The 24,223-nt window shown below is 46.2% G+C and carries 22 protein-coding genes; 2 read left to right on the top strand and 20 right to left on the bottom strand.

The window, feature by feature from the left end; all coding sequences use genetic code 11:
• Positions 1 to 146 precede the first annotated feature (146 nt).
• The 9 genes from AAC978_RS06310 to pcrA form a co-directional block, all read right to left on the bottom strand.
• On the bottom strand, positions 147 to 833 hold the full coding sequence (locus AAC978_RS06310; protein WP_341547190.1) for a phosphoribosylaminoimidazolesuccinocarboxamide synthase: 687 nt from the start codon (positions 831 to 833) through the stop codon (positions 147 to 149).
• A 95-nt stretch (positions 834 to 928) separates the two neighbouring features.
• Positions 929 to 2,143 carry an NADP-dependent isocitrate dehydrogenase gene (locus AAC978_RS06305; RefSeq protein ID WP_341547189.1) on the bottom strand — a complete coding sequence of 405 codons (1,215 nt, stop codon included), beginning with the start codon at positions 2,141 to 2,143 and terminating at the stop codon, positions 929 to 931.
• A gap of 43 nt (positions 2,144 to 2,186) precedes the next feature.
• Entirely contained in the window at positions 2,187 to 3,329 is a 1,143-nt protein-coding gene (nifV, locus tag AAC978_RS06300; RefSeq protein ID WP_341547188.1) for a homocitrate synthase, read from the bottom strand.
• A 111-nt stretch (positions 3,330 to 3,440) separates the two neighbouring features.
• Complete coding sequence (gatB, locus tag AAC978_RS06295) at positions 3,441 to 4,895, bottom strand: Asp-tRNA(Asn)/Glu-tRNA(Gln) amidotransferase subunit GatB (RefSeq protein WP_341547187.1); 1,455 nt, start codon at positions 4,893 to 4,895, stop codon at positions 3,441 to 3,443.
• Positions 4,895 to 6,370, bottom strand: coding sequence for an Asp-tRNA(Asn)/Glu-tRNA(Gln) amidotransferase subunit GatA (gene gatA / locus AAC978_RS06290; RefSeq protein ID WP_341547186.1), 1,476 nt, complete (start codon positions 6,368 to 6,370; stop codon positions 4,895 to 4,897). Before gatA ends, gatB begins: the two co-directional genes overlap by 1 nt.
• 23 nt (positions 6,371 to 6,393) lie before the next feature.
• Positions 6,394 to 6,678, bottom strand: coding sequence for an Asp-tRNA(Asn)/Glu-tRNA(Gln) amidotransferase subunit GatC (gene gatC / locus AAC978_RS06285; protein ID WP_341547185.1), 285 nt, complete (start codon positions 6,676 to 6,678; stop codon positions 6,394 to 6,396).
• Positions 6,679 to 6,727: 49 nt separating this feature from the next.
• On the bottom strand, positions 6,728 to 8,707 hold the full coding sequence (ligA, locus tag AAC978_RS06280; RefSeq protein ID WP_341547184.1) for an NAD-dependent DNA ligase LigA: 1,980 nt from the start codon (positions 8,705 to 8,707) through the stop codon (positions 6,728 to 6,730).
• A 155-nt stretch (positions 8,708 to 8,862) separates the two neighbouring features.
• Complete coding sequence (locus tag AAC978_RS06275) at positions 8,863 to 10,497, bottom strand: putative manganese-dependent inorganic diphosphatase (RefSeq protein ID WP_341547183.1); 1,635 nt, start codon at positions 10,495 to 10,497, stop codon at positions 8,863 to 8,865.
• Between the two features lie 312 nt (positions 10,498 to 10,809).
• Positions 10,810 to 13,074, bottom strand: coding sequence for a DNA helicase PcrA (gene pcrA, locus AAC978_RS06270; protein ID WP_341547182.1), 2,265 nt, complete (start codon positions 13,072 to 13,074; stop codon positions 10,810 to 10,812).
• 170 nt (positions 13,075 to 13,244) lie between these two features.
• On the opposite strand from pcrA, the gene AAC978_RS06265 reads away from it, so the two are divergent.
• Positions 13,245 to 13,523 carry an ArsR/SmtB family transcription factor gene (locus AAC978_RS06265; protein ID WP_341547181.1) on the top strand — a complete coding sequence of 93 codons (279 nt, stop codon included), beginning with the start codon at positions 13,245 to 13,247 and terminating at the stop codon, positions 13,521 to 13,523.
• A gap of 22 nt (positions 13,524 to 13,545) precedes the next feature.
• A complete protein-coding gene (locus AAC978_RS06260) occupies positions 13,546 to 15,297 on the top strand; it encodes an FAD-dependent oxidoreductase (protein ID WP_341547180.1) in 1,752 nt (583 codons plus the stop codon).
• 73 nt (positions 15,298 to 15,370) lie between these two features.
• Here AAC978_RS06260 and AAC978_RS06255 read toward each other — a convergent pair whose 3' ends face one another.
• From AAC978_RS06255 to hisH, 11 genes are all read right to left on the bottom strand, one after another.
• Entirely contained in the window at positions 15,371 to 15,559 is a 189-nt protein-coding gene (locus AAC978_RS06255) for a hypothetical protein (protein ID WP_341547179.1), read from the bottom strand.
• 57 nt (positions 15,560 to 15,616) lie between these two features.
• On the bottom strand, positions 15,617 to 16,651 hold the full coding sequence (locus tag AAC978_RS06250) for an FAD:protein FMN transferase (protein ID WP_341547178.1): 1,035 nt from the start codon (positions 16,649 to 16,651) through the stop codon (positions 15,617 to 15,619).
• A 222-nt stretch (positions 16,652 to 16,873) separates the two neighbouring features.
• On the bottom strand, positions 16,874 to 17,779 hold the full coding sequence (locus AAC978_RS06245) for a hypothetical protein (RefSeq protein WP_341547177.1): 906 nt from the start codon (positions 17,777 to 17,779) through the stop codon (positions 16,874 to 16,876).
• 444 nt (positions 17,780 to 18,223) lie between these two features.
• Complete coding sequence (locus AAC978_RS06240; RefSeq protein ID WP_341547176.1) at positions 18,224 to 18,994, bottom strand: energy-coupling factor transporter transmembrane component T family protein; 771 nt, start codon at positions 18,992 to 18,994, stop codon at positions 18,224 to 18,226.
• Between the two features lie 33 nt (positions 18,995 to 19,027).
• Positions 19,028 to 19,630, bottom strand: coding sequence for a Gx transporter family protein (locus tag AAC978_RS06235; RefSeq protein ID WP_341547175.1), 603 nt, complete (start codon positions 19,628 to 19,630; stop codon positions 19,028 to 19,030).
• Positions 19,623 to 20,006, bottom strand: a complete 384-nt coding sequence (locus AAC978_RS06230) for a NusG domain II-containing protein (RefSeq protein ID WP_341547174.1) — start codon at positions 20,004 to 20,006, stop codon at positions 19,623 to 19,625. The genes AAC978_RS06235 and AAC978_RS06230 overlap by 8 nt, the downstream gene beginning before the upstream one ends.
• Positions 20,007 to 20,045: 39 nt before the next feature.
• Positions 20,046 to 21,131 carry an FAD:protein FMN transferase gene (locus AAC978_RS06225; protein ID WP_341547173.1) on the bottom strand — a complete coding sequence of 362 codons (1,086 nt, stop codon included), beginning with the start codon at positions 21,129 to 21,131 and terminating at the stop codon, positions 20,046 to 20,048.
• A 210-nt stretch (positions 21,132 to 21,341) separates the two neighbouring features.
• Complete coding sequence (gene hisIE / locus AAC978_RS06220) at positions 21,342 to 22,022, bottom strand: bifunctional phosphoribosyl-AMP cyclohydrolase/phosphoribosyl-ATP diphosphatase HisIE (protein WP_341547172.1); 681 nt, start codon at positions 22,020 to 22,022, stop codon at positions 21,342 to 21,344.
• Positions 22,023 to 22,063: 41 nt separating this feature from the next.
• Entirely contained in the window at positions 22,064 to 22,825 is a 762-nt protein-coding gene (hisF, locus tag AAC978_RS06215) for an imidazole glycerol phosphate synthase subunit HisF (RefSeq protein WP_341547171.1), read from the bottom strand.
• Positions 22,819 to 23,610, bottom strand: coding sequence for a 1-(5-phosphoribosyl)-5-[(5-phosphoribosylamino)methylideneamino]imidazole-4-carboxamide isomerase (hisA, locus tag AAC978_RS06210; protein ID WP_341547170.1), 792 nt, complete (start codon positions 23,608 to 23,610; stop codon positions 22,819 to 22,821). The genes hisF and hisA overlap by 7 nt, the downstream gene beginning before the upstream one ends.
• Positions 23,588 to 24,217, bottom strand: a complete 630-nt coding sequence (gene hisH / locus AAC978_RS06205) for an imidazole glycerol phosphate synthase subunit HisH (RefSeq protein ID WP_341547169.1) — start codon at positions 24,215 to 24,217, stop codon at positions 23,588 to 23,590. The genes hisA and hisH overlap by 23 nt, the downstream gene beginning before the upstream one ends.
• Between the last annotated feature and the right edge of the window lie 6 nt (positions 24,218 to 24,223).

Genomic DNA, 24,223 nt, shown 5'->3' with positions numbered 1-24,223 from the left:
CAGTGAAATCGCTCTCTTCTGTATGATAAGCTACGCTCATGGGTCGGATAGTATTTCCTAGGCATGATATAGTTAAGCTTCATAGAAGTCTTAAGAATAAAGACCACGTAGGTATTCCCTTACGTGGCCTGATCTACTAAACAAGCTTATGCTTCTAACATCATTTTTTCCAAATCTAGTGGTTCAATGTACTGCTCCCCGCGATAGGCCCGCATGTTGCCTCCGGAGATTTCATCGATAAGGGCTACGTGATTGTCCTCGCCCACTCTGCCAAATTCGAACTTGATATCATAGAGCTCTAGATCTTTTTTGGCCATCTCGCTCTTAACGATTTCGCCGATTTTTCTGGTTAGCTCACCCAATACCTTATATTCCTCTTTGGTCATGATCCCCAGCATTTCCAGAGCTTCATCCGTTATCAAGGGGTCATTGCGATCATCATCTTTTAGAGTAACTTCTACATAGCCCGCAAGAGGATCGCCTGAATTGCAATATTTGCCGTATCTCCGGTGAAAACTACCCACAGCCTTGTACCTGAGAATGACTTCTACCCCTTGGCCAAAGGGCTTGGCCGGCTTTACCGTCATAGTATTCTGCTCGATATTGGCAGCCAAATAGTGGGTTGGGATACCTGATTCATTGATCTTTTCAAAAAAGAACTGAGTCAAACGAAGTCCGGCTTTGCCCGCTCCCTCAATGGACAGCCCCACCGTATTAGCACCCGGGTCAAAGACCCCATCGGTGCCGGTGACATCATCTTTAAATTTCAACAGATAGGTTCCGTCTTCTTGACGATAGACATCTTTTGTCTTGCCGGTATATATTTTTTCCATGATATATACTCCCTTCATCCCAACAGAATTCACAAGCGACCATGTTCTAACCCTGCATTATTCCAAACCAAAACTCTATCTCGCTACCTAGATAGTTAAACTGAACGAATACCATCTAGGGTCTTCTTAATTGCGTGAAGAAATGCTTCCGTTGTTACCGATTGCTTATTGGGTAGCTCAGAGATCAGGGCCAGGTCTTTGGTCATAATCCCTTCTTCAATCGTTTGTAAAGAGGCTTTATCCAGTTGATCAGCAAACACGACTAAGTCCTCTAGACCATCCAACTCACCGCGTTTGCGTAAAGCACCGGTCCAGGCGAATATGGTGGCGATGGGGTTCGTGGAGGTCTCTTCCCCCTGCAGATGCTTGTAATAGTGACGAGTCACTGTGCCGTGGGCAGCCTCATATTCGTAATAACCTTCGGGTGACACCAACACTGAAGTCATCATCGCTAAGCTACCAAAAGCAGTGGCAACCATGTCTGACATGACATCCCCATCATAGTTCTTACAAGCCCAAATATAACCGCCTTCAGAACGAATCACGCGAGCCACAGCATCGTCGATTAATGTATAAAAGTATTCAAGGTTGGCCGCTTCAAATTTTTCCTTATACTCTTGATCATAGATGTCTTGAAAAATGTCTTTGAAGGTATGGTCGTATTGTTTGGAAATGGTATCCTTGGTGGAAAACCACAAATCCTGCTTAACATCAAGGGCATAGTTAAAGCAAGCCCGGGCAAAGCTCTCGATCGAGCTATCCAGGTTATGCATCCCCATTAAGACACCCTTACCGGGAAAGTCGAATATCGTCTGGCGGGATTCTTTGCCTATTTTATCGGTATAAACAAGTTCTGCCTTGCCGGGAGAGTCAACGCGATACTCGACATTTCTATAGATATCTCCATAGGCGTGACGGGCAATGGTGATGGGCTTTTTCCAAGTAGTAACTAGAGGCTTGATCCCTTCCACTAGGACGGGGGCACGAAATACGGTGCCATCGAGAATCGCTCTAATGGTGCCATTAGGGCTTTTCCACATTTCCTTCAGGTTATATTCCTCAACCCGCTGGGCATTCGGCGTAATGGTCGCACATTTGACGGCTACCCCGTATTTCTTTGTAGCCAAGGCTGCATCGACAGTTATCTGGTCATCGGTCTCATCGCGTTTTTGCAGACCAAGATCGTAATATTCCGTTTTCAACTCGATATAAGGTTGAAGAAGAATCTCCTTGATGTACTCCCAGATGATTCGGGTCATCTCGTCTCCGTCCATTTCCACCAGGGGTACGTTCATTTTGATTTTTTCCATGTCAGCCTCCTTTGAGTAATTTGTTGTTATTTATGCTGCTGATTTATGATTCTGCTTTATCTCGATGTAAATCTTCATAGAGATACATAAGCTCTTTATCAAAGAGGGACCGCTTCATATCTACGGCAAATTCCCGCACCCGGGCCAATAGTTGATCAGCCTCTTTGTCAGAGATTTCTTTACCATACTCATTGCGGAATTTCGCTTTAATCGCTGCGGTGCCTGAGTGTTTCCCAATCACAATCTGCCGCTCTAAGCCGACTTCCTCTGGCTTGAACACTTCATAGGTAAGAGGGTTTTTCAAGGCGCCATCAGCATGGATTCCTGATTCATGAGCAAACATGTTTGTGCCCACAATGGCTTTCCACACTGGAACGGACCGGCCAGAGGCTCTAGCCACAAATTCAGAAACCTCTACGAAGCGCTCAGTAGCAAATTTCAGATCGATTCCCACTAAATGCTTGAGGGCCATGACGACTTCCTCCAGAGCGGCATTGCCTGCCCGTTCCCCTAAGCCATTAACAGTTACACCGATATGAGAAGCCCCTGCTTTTACTCCAGCCAAAGCATTGGCGGTAGCCATCCCAAAGTCGTTATGAGTGTGCATCTCGACATCGATATCCACGCTCTTCTTGATTTGAGCAATACGATCAAAGGTTGTAAAGGGTTCGAGAATTCCCACCGTATCACAATAACGAAGTCGATCTGCTCCGGCATTCTTAGCCTGGCGGGCAAATTCTAAAAGAAAATCCATATCTGACCGGGAAGCATCTTCTGCATTCACCGATATGTAAAGTCCATTCTTCTTGGCAAATTCAGTGGCCTTAACCATTCTCTCAAGGACATCCTCGCGAGTGGTCATGAGCTTATGTTCGATATGGATATCTGAAGTGGAAATAGAAATTGCCACCGCATCACAACCACATTCGATGGATTTCTGAATATCGGCAACAACCGCTCGGTTCCATCCCATAATGCTGGCTTTCAAGCCCATCTTAACAATATCCTTGATGGCCTTTTGTTCATCGCCGCCCATTACCGGAACCCCGGCTTCAATTTGGTCCACCCCGAGATCATCCAGCATACGGGCAATCATTATTTTCTCCTGATTGGAAAAAACTACGCCTGCGGTTTGTTCCCCATCCCGCAATGTCGTGTCCACAATGGTTAGTTTTCTTTCTTCCACGACTACTTCAGCTCCTTAGCCTTTTAAGCAATATATTTATCGAACTTAATACTAACATAAATTAGAAATTTTTAAACTAATCCAAGTTATAAATACTGTATACTTCAAGAGCTATTGCTTCGAAAGCTGCTCCTTCAGCAAGCTATTGACAACACCAGGATTGGCCTGACCCTTAGTGGCCTTCATAAGCTGACCCACAAGGAAGCCCATGGCCTTCTCTTTACCTGCCTTGAAGTCTTCTACAGATTGGGGATTAGCTGCAATCACCTCATCGACGATCTTGAGCAAGGCACTGGTATCACTGATTTGGGACAGACCCTTTTCCTTGACAATGACCTCCGGGGATTGACCCGTGACAAACATTTCTTCAATGACGGTTTTGCCGATCTTACCGCTGATGGTTCCCTTGTCGATGATGGTCAAGAGCTCCGCCAATTGCTTGGGCTTCACCGGGGATTCCTCCACACTGGCTTGCTTAGCATTCAGAAGCCGGGAAAATTCACCCATGACCCAGTTGGCCAAGGTTTTGGCCTCCCCATAATTCTGCAGAGCCTCATCAAAATAATCCGACAGCTGTTTGGAGGCAGTGAGGACGCCGGCATCATACTCCGTGAGTCCTAAAGATGTATAACGTTCCCGACGCCGTGCAGGCATTTCGGGTAGGCTTTGACGAATTTCTTCCACCCACTCGCGACTGATGACCAAGGGCACCAAATCTGGTTCAGGGAAATAGCGATAATCATGGGCCTCTTCTTTAGAACGCAAGGAAAGGGTGACCCCTTGGCCTTCGTCCCAGGTGCGAGTTTCTTGCACAACAGTTTGTCCTTTATCCAGAAGTTGCGCTTGTCGGTCAATCTCATATTCTAAGCAACGCCGTACTGAACTAAAGGAGTTGAGGTTTTTTGATTCTGTCCTCGTGCCAAATTCCTGCTGACCATGAGGACGCAGGGAAACATTGATATCAAAGCGAACCGAGCCCTGTTCCATTCGGCAATCCGAGACTTCCGTATATTGAATAGTTCTTACTAGCTCTTCTAAAAAGCCCACCACTTCAGGAATCGAACGCATATCCGGTTCAGAAACAATCTCTAAGAGTGGTACGCCGGTCCGGTTATAATCCACAAAGGATTCCTGAGAAGTGGAAATGGTGGCGCCGCTGTGCACCAGCTTACCAGCATCATCCTCCATATGAGCCCGAGTAATTCCGACCCGCTTCTTCTCTCCCTCTACTTCATATTCCAGCCAGCCCTTCTTACAGATAGGCAGGTCGTATTGGGAGGTTTGGAAGTTCTTGGGAGCATCAGGATAAAAGTAGTTCTTACGGTCAAACTTGGAAAAGTCAGCGATTTCGCAGTTTAAGGCTAACCCCGCCTTAATCGCCAGATTGACGACCTCCTTGTTGAGGACCGGTAATACCCCAGGTAAACCTAGGCAAACAGGACAAACATGGGTATTTTGCTCCCCACCAAACTCCGTGGAGCAATTGCAGAAAATCTTAGTCTTGGTGGCGAGCTCCACATGAACCTCCACTCCGCAGACCATTTCATAACGATCATAGACCTTCATTACCTTGCCCCCCCTTGACTCAAGCTTGGTTTTACTTTATGGAAGGGGGTATTTTTTTCAAAAGCATAGGCTGCCTTATAGAGAGTGCCCTCTGCAAAATGTTTGCCCATCAGCTGCATTCCCACCGGCAGTCCATCCACAAAACCCGCTGGTATAGACATGGCCGGAATTCCCGCCAAATTAATCGGGACAGTGCAGACATCCGACAGATACATGGTCAGAGGATCAGCAGATTTTTCTCCAATCCGAAAGGCGGTCGTGGGGGTAGTCGGGGAGAGCAGCACGTCATATTTTTCAAAAGCTTGGTCAAAATCCCGCACAATTAAGGTCCGTACCTTCTGGGCTTTTAAGTAATAAGCATCATAGTAACCAGCACTTAAAGCATAGGTTCCCAACATGATCCGGCGCTTTACCTCTGAGCCGAAACCTTCGGCCCTTGTTTTGCAAAACATGCTCAGGATATCCTCCGGGGACTCGGTGCGATGTCCGTAACGAACTCCATCATAGCGAGCCAAGTTAGAGCTGGCTTCTGCTGTAGCAATCAAATAATAGGCAGGCATGGCATATTCCGTATGGGGTAAGGAGCATTGCTCAACGATTGCTCCCAATCCTTCATAGGTACGGATGGCCTCCTGAAGCACAGCTTCCACCTGAGGATCCATACCTTGACCAAAGTATTCCTGGGGAACGCCAATGCGTAAGCCTCGAATATCTTCACTTAAAAATTGAGTGTAATCCGGCGTAGTCAAAGACACGGAAGTGGAATCCTTGGCATCATGACCGGCAATGGCATTGAGAACCCAAGCATTATCCGCGACCGTTTTGGTCACTGGGCCGATTTGATCGAGGGATGAAGCATAGGCGACGAGTCCATAGCGTGAGACCAGTCCATAGGTGGGCTTTAAGCCGACGACGCCACAAAAAGCTGCGGGCTGCCGAATCGAGCCCCCTGTGTCCGAGCCGAGTGTAAACACCGCTTGATCGGAAGCCACGGCAGCCACCGAGCCCCCTGAAGATCCTCCCGGTACCCGCTCGAGATCCCAGGGATTGCGGGTAGGGAAAAATCCTGAGTTTTCCGTGGAAGAGCCCATGGCAAATTCGTCCATATTGAGTTTCCCTAAAAGAACAGCACCAGCTTCCTTGAGCTTATCGGTCACTGTGGCATTATAGGGTGGGATGAAATTGTCTAGGATTTTTGAGGAGCAAGTGGTCCGAATGCCCTCAGTACAGAGATTGTCTTTGAGAGCCATGGGAATTCCCTCAAGAGCTCCGAGTTTCTCTCCCCGTGCCTGCTTCTCATCCACAGCCTTGGCCTGTTCGAGAGCTGTTTCCTTGGTCACCGTGATAAAGGCCTTAATTTCCGGATCTACTGCTTCGATTCTAGTTAAAAACCCTTGGGCAAGCTCTGTGGCACTGACGGCCTTGCTTTCTAAAAGCTCATGCAGCTCCCCAATAGTTCGCGTCGCTATCTCCATTATGTTTATTTCCCCTTCCCCAATTAAACGATCCGCGGTACTTTAAAGAAGCCGCCCTCAGCTTGTGGCGCATTGCCGAGTACTTTCTCACGATTCATAGAGGGCTGTACCTGATCTTCACGCAGCACATTATGTAAAGGAACCGCATGAGCCGTGGGTTTAATATCATCTGTATTGAGCTTCTCCAGCATGGCTGCATAGTCTAGGATGGAATTCAACTGTTCGGTATTGGTTATCAGCTCTTCTTCCGTCAATTCCAAACGAGCAAGCATTGCTACATGTTCAATTTCTTCTCGAGATATTTTCACTTATTTCACCATCCCACAAATTTTTACACTCGCAAATAAAGCCAAGTCCTTAGGGCAACAGCTTAGCAAATTCCTCCTCCGTCAAGACGGGAACTCCCAGTTCTTTGGCTTTAGTCAGCTTTGAGCCAGCCTTATCACCTGCCACTACAAAGGCTGTTTTCTTGCTGACACTGCTGGCAGCCTTGCCGCCATGCTCTTCGATAAGCTGTTCAGCATATTGACGATCCCAGTGCTCCAAGGAGCCCGTGACCACAATGCTCTTGCCAGCGAAAACCTGTGGTTTCGCGGAGCGCTGAGCAGTCATATCTACGCCGGCTTGTCGAAGCTTGGCCAAGAAATCATGAGTACTCTCTTGTTGGAAGAAGCGCGCAATACTTTGGGCCATAGCCGGGCCAACGTCGGGAATCCCCTGTAGCTCTTCAGCGCTGGCTTTTGCTAATTCATCCATGGTTCCGTACTTTTGCGCCAGAATCTTACCTGCCTTCTCTCCCACATGGCGAATTCCCAGGCCGAAAATCAAAGGTGCTAGGCCTCGCTTCTTACTCTCGGCAATAGCAGTTAAAAGATTTTCGGCGGACTTTTTCCCCATCCGCTCCAGAGGAACCAGAGCATCAAACTCTAAGGTATAAAGATCAGCTGCGTCTTTGATCAGTCCGGCCTCGAGAAGCTGATAAATCACTGCCGGACCTAATCCATCAATATTCATGGCATCCCGAGAGACAAAATGAATGATAGCCTCGCGCTGCTGAGCCGGACAGGTGATACTTGTGCAGCGGTGTGCTGCTTCTCCCTCTTCGCGGGTGACCGGACTCTGACACTCGGGACAGAGCTCAGGCATAGCGAAAACTCGCTCCTCCCCGGTTCGCTTTTCCGGTAGTGATTTGACTACCTCAGGAATTACATCCCCTGCCTTTTGAATCAAGACATGGTCCCCAATCCGAATATCTTTGGCTTGAATATTATCCATATTGTGCAAGGTCGCCCGACTCACAGTGGACCCTGCCACAAAAACAGGAGTTAAATTGGCTGTAGGGGTGAGCACCCCTGTCCGCCCTACCCGCATGACAATATCCTCAATGATGGTTTCCACCTGCTCGGCAGGAAACTTAAAGGCAATCGCCCAACGGGGGCTTTTCGCTGTGAAACCCAGTTCCCGCTGCTGAGCGATATCGTTCACCTTGATAACTAGTCCGTCGATATCGTAAGGGAAGCCATGGCGGGTTTCTACCATTTCTTCACAATAACGGATTACTTCTTCAATCTCCGTAAAGACCTTATATTCCGGATTGACAGAGAAGCCCTGATTCTTGAGATAGTCCAGAACCGCAGTCTGTGATGCCAATCCCATCTCTTGGGGGAGTAATACTTGATACGCAAAATACCCCAATTTGCGCTGAGCCGTAATCTTGGAGTCCAGTTGACGCAAAGAACCGGCTGCGGCATTGCGTGGATTGGCAAAAAGGGTTTGACCGGCTTCTTCACGCTCTTGGTTGAGCCGTAAGAAGGAGGCTTTTGGCATATAGCCTTCCCCCCGTACATCTAAACGTGGAGCAAATTTGCGGAGTCGCAAAGGAATGGCCGAGATGGTTTTGACATTGGTGGTAATCTCTTCTCCCACTTCCCCGTCCCCACGGGTTGCCCCGCGCCCAAGCACGCCGTCTTCATAGGTTAATGCCACGGTTAAGCCATCAATTTTAAGTTCAACCACATATTCAACCTTGGCAAATACTGAACGAACTCTGCGATCAAACTCCCTAAGGTCCCCCGCATTAAAGGCGTTATCCAAGCTTAGGAGCGCTTCAGCATGACGAACCTTTGGGAATTCCTTACTGATTACCCCCCCGACCCGCTGGGATGGAGAATCAGCTGCCAGTAACTCCGGATGGTCTTTTTCTAAACGGATGAGCTCCTGCATAAGGGCGTCATATTCCGCATCGCTTAGGGTAGGTTGATCTAGGCCATGGTACTGATAATTGGCTTCCTCAATCTGCTGAATTAAAGCAAGGATTCGTTGAGCCACATCGGACATGAAATGTCCTCCCTCCTAGCAAAATCAAGTATCGACAATTTACCACAGGTAGTCATCGAGCAAACAAAATACCTGCAGGTAAAGCTTATGAAAATCCGAGCGGACCATAGATAGCGTTGTGGGTTACCCTCACAACGCTATCTTTAGTCTAACCGTTATCGAAGAAAGTACTTAGATAAGGGTGGAACAATTTGTTTCTTTCGTGATAAGACCCCGGGCAGGAAGATGCTTCCGTTTGCTAAGGGTTTATCAAAAGCCTTGGCAATCTCTTCGGGCTGGGAACTGCAGATAAATAACTCCGTATTCTCTTCAAGCAGATCCGTTACCATCAACATGAGATAATCCATGGCCCGCTGGCTGCGTAGTTCCTCAAGTCTTTGGGATAATTCGACACGTAGTTGTTCAAGTCCTTCAATCCCCATAACGCTGAACTGGCCGATGCCCATGCGCAAATCTCCCATGGTAAATTCCTTAAGGTCCTCTTCGATTAACTCATCCACGCTAAGTTCCCCGAGGTTAGAGGCAGCCTTGAACATCTGCACCCCAAATTCCTTAGGATCCACTCCGGCCAAATCTGCCAGATACGCAGCTATCTCTTTATCTCTGCCCGTGCAGGTCGGGGATTTAAAAATGACGGTATCTGATAAAATAGCGCCGAGCATAATTCCGGCTATGCCCTTATCGGGAACAATTCCCCAATCCCGATAGCATTTAGCGACAATCGTACAGGTTGAGCCCACCGGCTCATTGCGGAATAAGATAGGCTCGCCGGTTTGGATGCCACCCACCCGATGATGATCTACCACTTCAAGAATCTGAGCCTGATCGGTACCAACGACAGCTTGACCTAATTCATTGTGATCCACGAGAATCACCTTTTTACGGCTTAAGCTTAAGAGATGGTAACGGCTTATCAAGCCCACAACCTTACCCTGTTCATCGAGCACGGGATAATTACGATAGCGGGTTTGCAGCATCTTTTCTTTGACTTCCGAAATCAGATCATCTTCGTTAAAGGAGATAATCCCTTCGGTCTTCATGGCACTTTGCACTGGTGCGGTCATGGGGAGAAGGCGGGCTGCCGTAAAGGTATCGTGAGGCACTGAGATGACGACACTGTTACTTTGACCAGCTAGATCCTCAAGCTCCGGCGTTAGGGTTGCGCCCCCGGTCAAGATGAGGGCAGATACTCCTTGACTGAGTGCAATTCTTTGCGCTTTTTGACGGTCTCCCATCAGCACGATATCGCCGTTTCCCACATAGGACTCGAGTGTCTCATGGCGCATAGCGCCAACATAAACCTTGCCGGACAGCTCCTGCTCTTCATCTCCGGCCAAGAGTGAACCGTTCAAGGAGCGAACGATATTTTTAACTGACACATGAAGAGGGCTCAAATCATAATCAGCCATGTTCTCAATATACGAACCGGATAAATCACCGACGGTAATCATGCCGATCATCTGCTCTTTATTATCCACCACAGGGAGAGTTTTTTGGTTCTTTTCCTGCATGATCTTCCAGACTTCTAAAAGAGAGGTCTTAGGCCCGACCGTAGGAATGGGATCACTGAGCAAATCCTTTACTCGCAGATGAAGATCTTTTAAGAGCAACGGAGCTTCGACTCCGAAGGAATTCAACACAAATTCTGTCTCTCGGTTGATTTTTCCGGCACGACAAGGAATTACCCGGCTCATTCCTAAGCTTTCCTTTAAACGGGCGTAAGAAATGGCGGCACAGATGGAATCCGTATCGGGGTTTCGATGGCCAATAACATAAATCTTTTCTGGCATGGTCAATACTATCCTTTCATTCTAGGTCGTGTAGCTTTCCGCACATCGCTCTCTCAGTAGCTCCAGGGCTGGCCAACTCGCTTTCTTAACCGAACCCTCGGCGGGTAAGTCTCACTTGTGGATTCCGCCTCGTCAAAAATGTCCACTGGACACTTTCGTCGCCAAACCACCTGGTAATACCTGATGTAAACCGGCGGCTCCGCAATGTTAAGAAAGCTTCGTTAGCCTAACCGCCCCTCCGCTAAAATCTTTCGCTCTTGTGCGTAAAGCTACGCTTGCGGGTCTTTTTCCGAGTAAATGTATCAGGGCCTTTTATTGCTTCACAAGCTTGGCATACTCGGCGATAAGTTTCTTGATCTCGCCACCAAAGACTATGGAAAGCTCAGCTGAGCTTCCTTCCCCTTTGATTGCTACGATGACACCTTTGCCGAATTTGGCATGCTCCACTTTCTCTCCTACTTTATAATCAAGTCCGGGAGCCTCTACTATAGGATTGCCAATATTCCTTTCCCCCACTCGCCAAGGGGAGCCCTCTGGGCTATTGCTGCCTGCGCTTACTGTGGCGGGGCGGGGTTTTTGCTTGCGCATAGGTGGGGGGTCGATGGGATCTCGATCCACTAAAATGTGGGTCGGGATCTCTTGGAAAAACTCCGAAGGACGGTTGTATTGAGTTCTTCCATAAAGCATCCGTTGTTGGGCATAGCTGAGATATAGACGTTCCCGAGCACGAGTGATCGCCACATAGCATAGTCTCCGCTCTTCCGCCAGTAACACGGGATCAAGCATGGAGCGGCTGCTGGGGAAGATTCCTTCCTCCATCCCTCCCAAGAACACTACAGGGAACTCCAAGCCCTTGGCGCTGTGGATGGTCATCATAACCACGGCTTCGTCCCCTTGATCTAAGGTGTCGATTTGGGCTACCAAGGACACCTGCTCGAGGAAACCTGCCAGGCCGGGGCGAACTGCTTCTTCCATCCCTTCCAATTCCACGGTTTCCTCATACTGATCGGCTTTCTCATCGTACTCAGCGGTAACGGATAAGAACTCGCGGATATTTTCCAGCCGCGCTTCAGCTTCCGGGGATTTATCACTCATGAGATTATCCCAATAGCCTGTGCGCTTTAATACTTCTTCGACTAATCGGGTGACCGAACTTTCCTCAACAGCGAGGACCTTAAGCTCCTGCATCAATTGCGCAAAAGCTAGTAAAGGCTTCTTCGCTCGTGACTGGAGCTCCGGAATATAGTCTGCTTCCATGATCGCATCCAGTACCGGCATTTCCTGTTCTGTGGCATAGTCTAATATTTTTTCTAAAGTGCTCTCCCCTAGTCCTCGCTTAGGGACATTTAAGATCCGGGAAAAGCTCACTTGATCGGCTGGGTTATGGAGTATCCGCAGATAAGCCAAAATATCCTTGATCTCCATACGCTCATAGAACTTAAGTCCAGAAAAAATGCGATAGGGAATGCCTTCCCGCATAAAACGTTCTTCCACAACCCGGGATTGCGCATTCGTACGATAAAGCACGGCAAAATCGTTAAAGCGACGACCTTCCACATTAAGCAAGCGCTGGATCCGCTCAGCAATATAGCGAGCCTCATCGTGCTCATTTTCAGAGACATAATAGACAATGGGTTGACCGTCTTCATTATCCGTCCAGAGGGATTTTTCTTTCCGTTCGGTATTATTTTGCACTACTGCGTTGGCAGCCTGCAGAATGTACTTAGTTGAGCGATAGTTCTGCTCCAGCTTCAGGACCTTAGCTTCTGGGTAATCTCGCTCAAAATCTAAGATATTCTGGACATCCGCCCCCCGAAACATGTAGATAGATTGATCATCATCCCCGACCACACAAAGATTACGATACTTCTTCGCCAAAAGATTGACTAAGGCATATTGTGCATGGTTCGTGTCCTGATATTCATCGACGAGGATATAGCGGAATTTATCTTGATACTGAGCCAGCACCTCAGGGTTCTCTCGGAATAAGCGAACCGTCAGCATGATAATGTCATCAAAATCCAAAGCATTATTACCGATGAGCTTTTTTTGATAGAGATTATAGACTGCTTCTACTTTCTGCTCGAAGTAATCGGTCGCCCTCCGTGAAAAATCATCAGGGGTCTGCAACTTATTCTTAGCATCACTGATCGTGGCTAGAATGGCTCGCGGCGCAAACTTCTTTTCGTCGAGCGCGAGTTCCTTCATGCAGGATTTAACTAACGCCAGTTGATCGCCACTGTCATAGATGACAAAGCTCCGAGAATATCCCGGTAGATAGCCGATTTCGTTTCTTAAAATGCGCACACAAGCGGAGTGAAAGGTGGCGACCCAAAGTCCTCTTCCTTCACTACCCACTAAACTGTAGACGCGTTCTCTCATTTCCTGAGCCGCTTTATTGGTAAAGGTAATCGCCAGGATATTCCACGGTTCAATTCCTTGAGCAATCAAATGGGCTATCCGATAGGTTAAAACTCGGGTTTTTCCTGACCCCGCCCCGGCCAATATCAATAAGGGACCTTCCCGATGTTCCACCGCTTGACGCTGTACCGGGTTTAAATCCTCTAATCTATACATCTTCACTCCACCTCACTATTCAACTTAATATTATATCACTCATTACAAATTGATAGAATGGCTATTGACTTTAAATTTGTTATATCGTATTATCTGAATATAACAATTTAGCGATGTAAGTAATGGTTCCTACTAGAATCAATATCAAATGAAGGGAGAGCGAATTTCTATTGACTCAAGATTTAGTTAAATATGAAGAAGTTGCTGAGATCCTGAAGGCCTTAGCTCATCCTATAAGACTTTGCATCGTGAACGGTATCTTAGGTAGCGGCGAATGCAATGTCACTCACATGCAGGGTTGCCTCGATGTTCCCCAGTCCACGATCTCTCAACACCTACAAAAATTGCGGACAGCGGGAATTGTGGAAAGTAAAAGAAATGGACTTGAGGTTTACTATACCATTAAGAATGAAAAAGTAGCCAAACTCATCGATGAGATTCTTATGTAGAGTGGGAAGGGGAAATGTTAATATGCAGAAAAAAGTACTTATCGTTGGAGGAGTAGCCGGTGGAGCCTCGGCAGCAGCTAGACTTCGAAGGCTTGATGAAGAGGCCGAAATTATCCTCTTTGAACGTGACAGTTATATATCCTTTGCCAATTGCGGATTGCCTTACTATATTGGCGGAGCCATCAACAAGCGTGAGTACCTCATGGTTCAAACCCCTGAATCGATGATGGCGCGCTTCAACATTGACGTTCGCATTAATAGCGAAGTGGTTAGGATCGATACCGAAAATAAAAAAGCAATCATTAACAGTGCAACACAAGGAACCTATGAAGAGGATTATGATTTTATGGTTCTCTCACCCGGAGCAAAAGCCTTGCGTCCGAATATCCCCGGTATTGATAACAAGAGAATCTTTACCCTCCGCAATATTCCGGATACAGATGCGATCAAGGAGATGGTTGATCAAAAAAATGTCAAGAATGCTATCGTCATTGGCGGCGGGTACGTGGGAGTCGAAATGGCGGAGAACCTCAAAGAACAAGGTTTAGATGTGACCTTGGTCGAAGCTGCCCCCCATATCCTCGCACCCTTCGATTCAGATATGGTGGTGCTAGCAGAAAAGGAATTAGTCAACCATGGCATCCGACTCATTTTGAATGATGGTGTAAAGTCCTTTGCTGAGCTTGGCGACCAAGTTGAAGTCACCCTTGCCAGTACCACAAAGCTCCAAGGAGAACTTGTCATCTTGGCCATCGGTGTTACTCCCGATACCGGCTTTCTAAAGGATAGCGGCTTGGAAATGGGACCCAGAGGACATCTTATTGTCGATGAGCATATGGCAACCAATAAACGGGGGATTTATGCTGTCGGTGATGCTGTGGAAGTGGTCGACTATATTACGAAAGCTAAAACAGCCATCCCCCTTGCCGGTCCAGCCAATAAGCAAGGAAGAATTGCTGCCGACAATATTGCTGGCATTCCTTCAACATATCAAGGAACGCAAGGTACGGCCATCATCAAGATTTTTGGCATGACCGCAGCAAGTACCGGAGCCAATGAAAGAACCCTACAGCGGGCCAATATTCCTTATCAGATCATCACCATCCATCCTGCTTCTCACGCTTCCTACTATCCCGGTGCAACGCCCATGACCCTGAAGTTGATCTTCAATCAAGATGGCAAAATCTTAGGCGCGCAAGGAATCGGTAAGGATGGCGTGGATAAGCGCATCGATGTGATCGCTACCGTGATTCGTCTTAATGGTACAGTTGATGATCTCACTGAATTAGAACTAGCTTACGCCCCGCCTTTCTCCTCGGCAAAGGACCCGGTGAATATGGCTGGCTTTGTGGCCCAAAACAACTTAAATAAAGGAGCTCATAATATGACATGGCAGGAACTTGAGGAATTGAAAGAAGAGCACCTTCTCTTAGATGTTCGCACTAAAGGTGAATTCGCTAGGGGACATGTCGCAGGAGCAGTCAACATTCCGGTTGACGATTTGCGCGAGCGTTACCTTGAATTAGACCCCCAAAAACCCATTGTGGTCTATTGCCAAGTGGGATTAAGAGGATATATAGCAGACCGCCTCCTCTCCCAGAAGGGATTTCGTGTCCAAAACATTTCTGGTGGCTATACCACCTATTCCGCTCTTGACTTCGATCCAAGCAGAGCTTTAGATGGGTATAAAACTCAAGCCAGTGTCTATCCTTGCTGCGAAAGTAACTCTGATGGAAGTATTGACCCTGAGACTCAGGCGGTAAAACCATCGTAAAAATCTAAATAACGATCAAAGTAAAAAAGCAACGCCCTTAGCTTCCTTTGAAGCGAGGGCGTTGCTTGATTTCTTACAAAATTTTATCACGAGGAGTGGCTAGCTTACTTGGCAACCTTTGTTCTTTCCAGATCTTCGAAGAGAAGATCCTTGAAACCACCGATCGTGTTGCCTTTGCTACTGCACCGCCTGAACCGGTTGGTGAAGTAGACTTATTACCGGTTACATTTTTCCATCCGTTGGCAAACCTCTTATGTAGCATAAGAGCTGAGGGTATCCCCATATTATCTGGGTATACCCTCTTAATTGATCCTTGCTCTTATTTACCAGCATTGATCTTAGGCTGTAGTATATAAGTAGGATCCGTGATTTCAAAATTAGATTCGTTGACTCCGGACGTTACATACACTTTTTTATCGGTAGTGATAAATACGGCCTCCGTATCAGGTAATTCTTCGATCAATTTCATCCCTTTATCCAAGCCTAACAGGAAGGTGCCGGTAGACAAACCATCTGCGTTAACCGATTCTTTTGTAATGATTGAAACACTGATGAGGCCATTATCCCCCGGATAGCCTGTGTCCGGATCGAGAAGGTGATGATAAATCTTGCCATTCTCCTCTAGGTATCGCTCATAGGTACCGGAGGAAACCAAGGTTTGATCATTTAGCAAAACGACACCCATAGAATCCCCTCTGGGTTCATAGGGGTCCTGTAAGCCCAGCCTCCAGAGAGAGCCGTCGAGCTTCTTATTAATGACGATAACATTGCCTCCTAGGTTGACAATCGCATGCTCGATTCCAGCCTCTTTTAGGATTTTGACCGCCTCATCTGCTGCATAGCCTTTGGCAATAGCACCCAGATCCAACTTCATGCCGGGTTGATTCAATTTAGCTGTTAAATTCTCTTTATCTAAAATCAACTCATGATGATCGACTAGGGGCAAAGCCTTGGTAATCTCATCTTTTCCCGGCACTCTTGCATCAGGGAAGCCAATATTCCAAAGCTTAACAATCGGCCCTACTGTAATATCAAATTTCCCCTGGGATAATTCCGAGAAATATTTCGCTTTTTCCAATACGAAGAAAGTATCTGAGCTTAGTTTAATAAAGTCTTTACCGGCAGCATCGTTTAAGCGGATGATTTCACTTTCCGGGTACTCATTGTTAATAGTCATCCTACGCTCAATGTCCGTGATTCGATCAAAGATTCTTTGAAAAACCTCTTTATCTTTAATTTCATCATAGATAGTAATCTTAGCTACCGTTCCCATCAAAAAGGTTGTTTCTGCTACGGGCTCTATCTCCTTTACTTTCGTCTCGGTGTCCGAGCAACCGACAAGCGAGAATGTCATGCTGAAACATATCATAAGGATCAACCCTAATGATCTCAAAGGTAAAAATCTTCGACGTTGCATATTGTGTGAACCCCCATCTTTGGTTTGAAAACCTTTTAAGTCCATCAAGCTTCATTATAGTACAAAAAAGGCCGAATGTAGAGAGCAGGTTGGCGTATGAGAAATAAAATGAAGAAGCAGTCGGAACCGCTTCTTCATTAAATAAGTTTCTAATTCAAATTATTTAGCACCTTCAAGGGCTTTTTGAGCCAGTTTGAAGAATTCACCCACTGTTACAGATACTCCAGCGATATCATCGGAGTGTCCTGCATCATCTTTTAAGGTGATCTTAGTGGGATCTTGAGTTTTTAAGAGATGAGCTTCAGCTTTTTGAGCTTGAACTGCCCACTCACCTTGGTTTCCAGGAGCAAGTTTATACTCTCCATTGGTTGATTGGAAATCTTTGTTTGCCTTAGTAGCGTCTTCAGGAATACCGTTCCAGTCAACACTTGCAATGGTTCCGTTCTTAACCACGATGCTGGTCATGTACTTCCAGCCTTTTGTGAAAGCTTCATCAGCAGCGTAATAGACACCATCTTTGTAGGATCCTTTTGCGATTGGTCCATTGTCTAAAGCAGTCTTAGCCAACCCAAAGAAATCTTTAACTTTGATGGATGCTCCAGCAATATCATCAGTATGACCTGCATCATCCTTGTAGGTAACTTTTGTGGGATCCTGGGTTTTCACGAGATATTCTTCAGCTTTTTGGGCTTGTTCATGCCATTCTGCTTGGGCCTTACCTTTTTCTTTCATTCCATATTCGCCATCTTTAGAGAACGTATCTTTATCCTTGCCGCCTTTTACATTCAGGCCATTCCAGTCAGCAGCAACGATATTCCCTTTATCTACAGTAAGGCTAGCGGTATATTTCCAACCGTCTTTACCGTACATTGGTGCTTCAGCATAGTAAACGCCATCTTTATATTTTCCTTGAGCTGTTTCAGTTTTTGCAGGCTCGGTTTTTGCTGGCTCGTTTTTGGCAGGATCAACAGCTGTAGCTGCTGGTGTAGATTGGCTACCGCAACCACTTAAAACGAGTACAGCTCCTAAAGTCATAACTGTTACCAAAGATTTAATTTTTTTCATTTCCTTACTCCTCCTAATTTAGCACCCTATTTGAACTTCTTAAGACATAAATTAAGCGTTATGTACTTTATTCGAAACGCCATCGCTCCTCCTTCCATTCTTGTGATATCGTTGAGAAAACGAATTTTAGCACAAACTTGCGCATACAATAAATGCTAATCACAATACATGTCTGAGCAATATTTGTCTATAACAAGCATTTCTCAAATAAGACTTTAGCAGAAAGGGTTACCCCTGTCAATACAAAATTTAGAATTCTTTTAATTAATTTTTTACCATGTTTTAACGTTCTTAGAGACCTCGCTTTACGATGAATCCTGAGGGAAAATGATGTCCAAGGAAAAAGCTTACATTAATAGAGAACACGGGCAATAATTCTACCTAAGTCGAACTATTACCCGCAATCGAACAAACAGTATTTATCTGCTGTAGCAAAGCATTGATCTACAGCATGCCTTTTTCGGCTATCCAGATTAGAGCTACTAAGATAAGGAAACTTAAAATAGCTACTCCATCCTTCCAGGTGAATTTAAAGTGGTAATCATATAAATCTTCTGGGCGAACTGTTTCAACATATTCTTGGATCTTATCGATCTTTTCAAAAGAGTCCACAATTAATGTCACGATAATCTGGGATATCCCCTTCACATTGATCTTCAATTTCCGCTTTTCTTCCCCGACCACCGCACGCATCTTTTCTCCTAAGCTCTTTTTTACTTCTGTGCCTGTTTCCTTAAGCTGGACTACGATACACATAATCACCTTCAGATAGTCTGAGGTCGGGAGACCAAGCCTCTTTAAAGGATAGAAAAATCGGTCCAACATCCCAATAAACGTTTTCATCGGCGTCGTATGGAAGTAAAGAATACTGATATACCAAATAACAAAGAGCTTAAATAGTCTAAGAAAGATAGCACTTGACCCTTGATAGGCAAACAAAGGGTTCTTAAAAAAGTAATAGAAAATTGCATTCATCACGAGGCCAAATAAATATGGAACCAAGACGATAATCGCGAAGGATGCCCCACTAAGCATCAAGGTTCGCAAATTGACCCTAAGGATCCACGTGATAAGGATCATATAAAAGCCCAACAACGCAAAACTAAAAGCGTTTTGAAAGTAAAAGGGCATAACCATAAGCAGAATCGCCAGGATTAATTTGATTACCCCATCGATCTGTGTGCTTTCAGCTTTATTTGCACCTTCACTGTTCATCAAGTTCAAATCCTTTTCCCCACTGCATCAATATCACTTCTCGAATCCCTCATCCTGATCCCCTTCTGCTCTGGCCTCTTCAGCTTGAGAACAGACTTGATTCTCTACATCCTCTTGATGATGAGTCTTCTCAAAAATGTTCTTTTTTCTTACTTCGTTAATAGCTAATTCACCGATACTTCCGGTGATTAAACCGGTCACAACGGCTGAAACCAACAAAATTGGCAGGTAATAAAGAACCACAAGCTGGCCGAGAAGGAATGAAGCCACAGTAATCTGGGTTATGTTATGAACAATCGCTCCGGCAATACTGATTCCTTTGATGCTAAAATATTTCGACAGCTTCTTATACAAGGCCCACATGACTATGGCGCTTAAGATACCGCCGCTTAAACTAAAAGCGAGCATCATTACGCCCCGTGTCAGGATCGCTACCACAAAGCATCGTACGGCCACGATAAACAAAACATCTTTAAAACCCAAAAAGGCAATGGCTATCATGGTGATGATATTGCCTAAGCCGAGCTTAATTCCCGGTACAGGAATAGGTACAGGAATGAAGGATTCGAGGAAAGAAATGATAATAGCATTGGTGACTAAGATGATAATAATCGCAAAGCGCTTATTTCTATTCATATTTATCACCTTCAATAACTACGATCGTCTCAGACGGTAAGCAAACGGCTATATCACCCTTCTTCGTCAAAGTGCCGGTTTTAACACAGATCTGATCGGGGCAGCCTGCTTGTTCGAATTTAATTGTGCCGTCTTCGGCTAAAATCGTCACCTCAATACCATCTTCATAATGAAAACGCTGAGATTCTTGCACATCGCTCAGATCGACTCTGGCCATTTCTTTGCCGCCTCTTGTAATCACTGCAATTCGTTCATCCGCTGGCTTACTTGGATTAACCTTATTCCATAGCCACGGAAGGGTTGCGCCAATCCCCACTAAGAGCACCACAAGAATAATAATAAAGTCACCTTTTTTACGTTTACCCTCAGATTTCATCGATGTCTCCAATCCCCTATATCCACTGTTCAATAGGTTCTATTCTTTTACGTACTCGTATTCCTTGCTCGCGTCATTGAATTCAAAGCTATCCTTGATGCCCTTAGTAACATAAATTTTCTTATCTGTAGTAATAAAGATCGCTTCCACCCCACCATACTGCTCAAGCATGGCTCTTCCCTTTTCTAAACCTAAGATAAAAGCTGCAGTATCCAAAGCATCCGCTTCCAAAGAAGAATCTGTAATTAAGGTGACACTCATGAGATCGGATTGGGCCGGATAGCCTGTGTGGGGATTGAGTATATGGTGATAACGGATTCCGCCTTCTTCAAAAAAGCGTTGGTCATCCCCGGCAGTCACCACAGCCTTATCGATTACCTCAATCATGCCTACAAGTTCTCCGTTCTCGGCGCTACTGGGTCGAGGATTACGGACCCCCACCCGCCAGGGAGAACCATCCGGCTTACTTCCCATGGTAACAACATTTCCGCCTAAATTAATGAAGGCCGATTCGACACCATGCTTCTTGTAGATTTCCACAGCGACATCTCCGGCATATCCTTTAGCAATGCCACCTAAATCCACCTCTTGGCCCTCGTTTTTTAAATAGCCTGTATTTCCTGCAATGATTAAATCCTGATAATTCACCAAAGGAAGTAACTTCTGTAATTCTGCTTCGGACGGTATCCTCTCTCCCGCAGAGCCGATTCCCCAACTTTTTACGATAGGACCGATGGTCACATCAAAAGCTCCTCCGCTGAGCTTGGCAACTTCTAGGGACTTATTAATGATAGTTAAGGTCTCTGGATCTAAATTCACGCTTTGCTTACCGGCATTTTCATTAAGCTTATTCACATCGCCACCAGGTGCGTTGAAGGTTAATAGCGCTTCAAGACTATTCAATTTTTCCGTCGTCTCATCGATGGCAGCCTGTCCATCAGCCCCAAATACTCTTTGGCTGATAATCGTTCCCATGGCAAAGCCACTGGCTTCAAAAGCTTCGGGAGCTTCTTTCTGTACAGCTTGCCCATTACAACCCGCCAGTAATCCGACGGACAATAAGACGATCGCGATTGAGGCCACTCTTTTTTTCGTCTGCTCCTTGATGTTAATCAACAAATCCATCTCCTTTATCTTCTGACCATGCTCTAACCGATGACACAGTTTAAGGTGGCTAGCATAAAACCATCATAATCCTTATTTTCTCTACAAATAATACCATACCCAACTTGAGAATCAAATAGCTTACCTTAGATTGTGTTCACTATGGTATGAAAAAAATCCTAGCGGGAGAGCTAATTTTGACATTCTCGCGCTAGGTTCATTATCCACACTTTATTTTTTTCGGGCAAGTAATTCTTGTGAAATTTCCTGGAGCGTTACTCCACGCTCTTCAAGCATGACTAAGAGATGATAAAAAAGATCGGATACTTCATAGCGAATCTCCTCCACTGAGGAATTCTTGGCCGCAATGATTGTTTCCGCGCTTTCCTCGCCCACCTTTTTCAAAATCTTGTCAATGCCCTTTTCAAACAAATAGGTCGTATAAGCTCCTTCCGGACGCTCTAAATTGCGTGAATGGATCACTTCAGCCAGTAGCTCAAGGGTTCTCCCTAAGGGGAGGGTGGGAATTTCTTGAGGCTCACCAAGCGGCACAAACTCCCTCCCTTGGGCGGCATAATGGAAGCATGAATAATAGTCTTCATGACAGGCTACACCTGTTTGCTCCACTGTCAATAGAATCGTATCTTGATCACAGTCAAAGCGGAGATCCACGACCTTTTGGAAATTGCCTGAGGTCTCCCCTTTCAGCCAAAGGGATTGGCGGCTCCGGCTATAATACCAAGCCTTGTTTTCCTTCAAGGTCAAGCGCAGTGCTTCCTCGTTCATATAGGCCAACATTAACACTTTTTGAGTATGTGCATCCTGCACGATCGCAGGTATCAGACCATCATGATTCCATCGGATTCCCTCCGGAATCACAACTGTTGATTTTTCCGGATTCTCTGTAGTCATAGGAATTCCACCTCTTATTGCTTTCATAATTATGTTTCCCTTCAAGAATTTCGCACTGGGATTCCTCGGGCTTTAAGATAGGCCTTGGCCTCCGCGATGCTGTATTCCCGGTAATGGAATATCGAGGCGGCGAGGACCGCATCGGCCTCTCCGGTTGTTAGTCCCTCTGCTAAATGCTCTAGGGTTCCTACCCCCCCGCTGGCAATCACAGGTAAGGAAACCGCTCGACTTACAGCACGTGTCAACTCAAGATCATAACCGTTTTTGGTGCCGTCCCGATCCATGGAGGTCAGTAAAATCTCTCCCGCACCTAAACGCTCTACTTCTTCAGCCCACTGCAAAACATCTTTGCCGGTTGGGGTCCGTCCGCCATGGATATAGACCTCCCAAGTACCCTGACTTGTCTGGCGAGCATCGATGGCCACGACAATACACTGACTACCAAAAGCATGCGCACCTTCCTCAATCAAACTGGGGTTCTGAACTGCCGAGGTGTTCAGTGATACTTTATCGGCACCGGCACGCAACATCTTGCGAATATCTTGAGTAGTGCGCAGTCCTCCCCCAATGGTAAAGGGGATAAACACCTTTTCGGCAGTTCGGCGGACCACCTCTACCATGGTTTCGCGGCCTTCCGACGAAGCGGAAATATCAAGAAAAACCAGTTCATCGGCTCCTTCTTGATCATAAAGCGCCGCTAGCTCGACTGGGTCACCGGCATCACGAAGGTTCACAAAGTTGGTCCCTTTGACCACTCTTCCTTCATGAACATCCAGACAGGGGATGATTCGCTTCGCTAACATCCATCTCCCTCCCTGTCTTTTTCAAGATCTATCTTACCGCCGGATAAGTCACTAACGGAAGCTGTAACTGCCAAGGCAGCCGACAAAGTAATTGCACCGGTATAGAGCGCCTTGCCGATAATGACTCCTTCGATGGACGCTCCTAGATTAACCTCTTTTTGAAGAAGGATAATATCTTTGATGTTGGATACTCCACCTGAAGCAACAACCTGCAAACCGCTTTCTCGGGCTAATTCCACAGTACTTTGAATGTTGGGACCTTGAAGCATCCCATCTCGTGAGATATCCGTAAAGACTAGGTGCTTAACACCAACATCTTTCATTTTTAAAGCTAACTCTAAGGCCATCATCTCCGACTTTTCCGCCCAGCCTTGGACAGCTACTTGTCCCTTCTTAGCATCAATTCCAACTACAATAGCTTCACCAAAACGAGCAACAGCTTCCTGCACCAGCTCCGGGTCGCGCACAGCTACGGTGCCGAGAATCACCCGTTCAACCCCTAAATTGAGGAGCTCTTCTATTCTCTCCAAGGAGCGAATCCCGCCCCCTACTTGAACCTTAAGTCCCGAGGACTGAATAAGTTGGCGGATGGTGGCATCATTAACGGGCTGGCCGGCAAAAGCCCCATCTAAATCCACCACGTGCAGAGAATCTGCCCCTTGAGCTTTAAAATCACGTGCCACTTCTACTGGGTTTTCAGCGTAGACCGTCGCATCCTCCATACGGCCCTGCAGAAGGCGTACGGCTTTCCCTCCCTTGAGATCAATCGCCGGAAATATCCGCATCCCCATGCACCCACCTTCCGAAATTCTCTAATAATTTAAGTCCCCAAGGGCTGGATTTTTCCGGGTGGAATTGGGCTCCCCAGATATTATCTCGCCCCACGAGAGCGGGAAATTTCACTCCATAATCGCTGGTTCCCACGATGTAATCATAATCAACCGTTAAGGCATAGTAAGAATGAACAAAGTAAAAGTACACTTCATCAGGAATTCCTTCGAGAAGAAGGCAAGATTTTTCTTGATGAAGGGTATTCCAGCCCATATGTGGTATTTTGCGTCCAGCGGGGAACTTCACCACTCGACCGGGCAAAAGGCCTAAACCTTGATGTTCGCCGTGCTCTTCACCCACTTCAAAAAGCACCTGCATACCAAGACAGATACCAAGAAAAGGCTTCCCTGATTGGGCATAATGGAGCAAAGGCTGAACCCACCCTTTTTCTTCAAGAGCTGTCATGGCATCAGCAAAAGCTCCGACTCCAGGCAGAATAATGCCTTTCATTTCAGTCAATTCATGGGGCGACTCGAGAATTCTCGCTGAATAACCTAACTTCAGGAGGGCTTTTTCAACGCTCCGCAAATTACCGCGGTCATAATCAATGATTCCTATCAAGAAAAA

The organism is Desulfitobacterium sp. THU1 (genome assembly GCF_038181555.1).
Lineage (GTDB): Bacteria > Bacillota > Desulfitobacteriia > Desulfitobacteriales > Desulfitobacteriaceae > Desulfitobacterium.
This window is presented reverse-complemented; position numbering and strand designations above follow the sequence as displayed.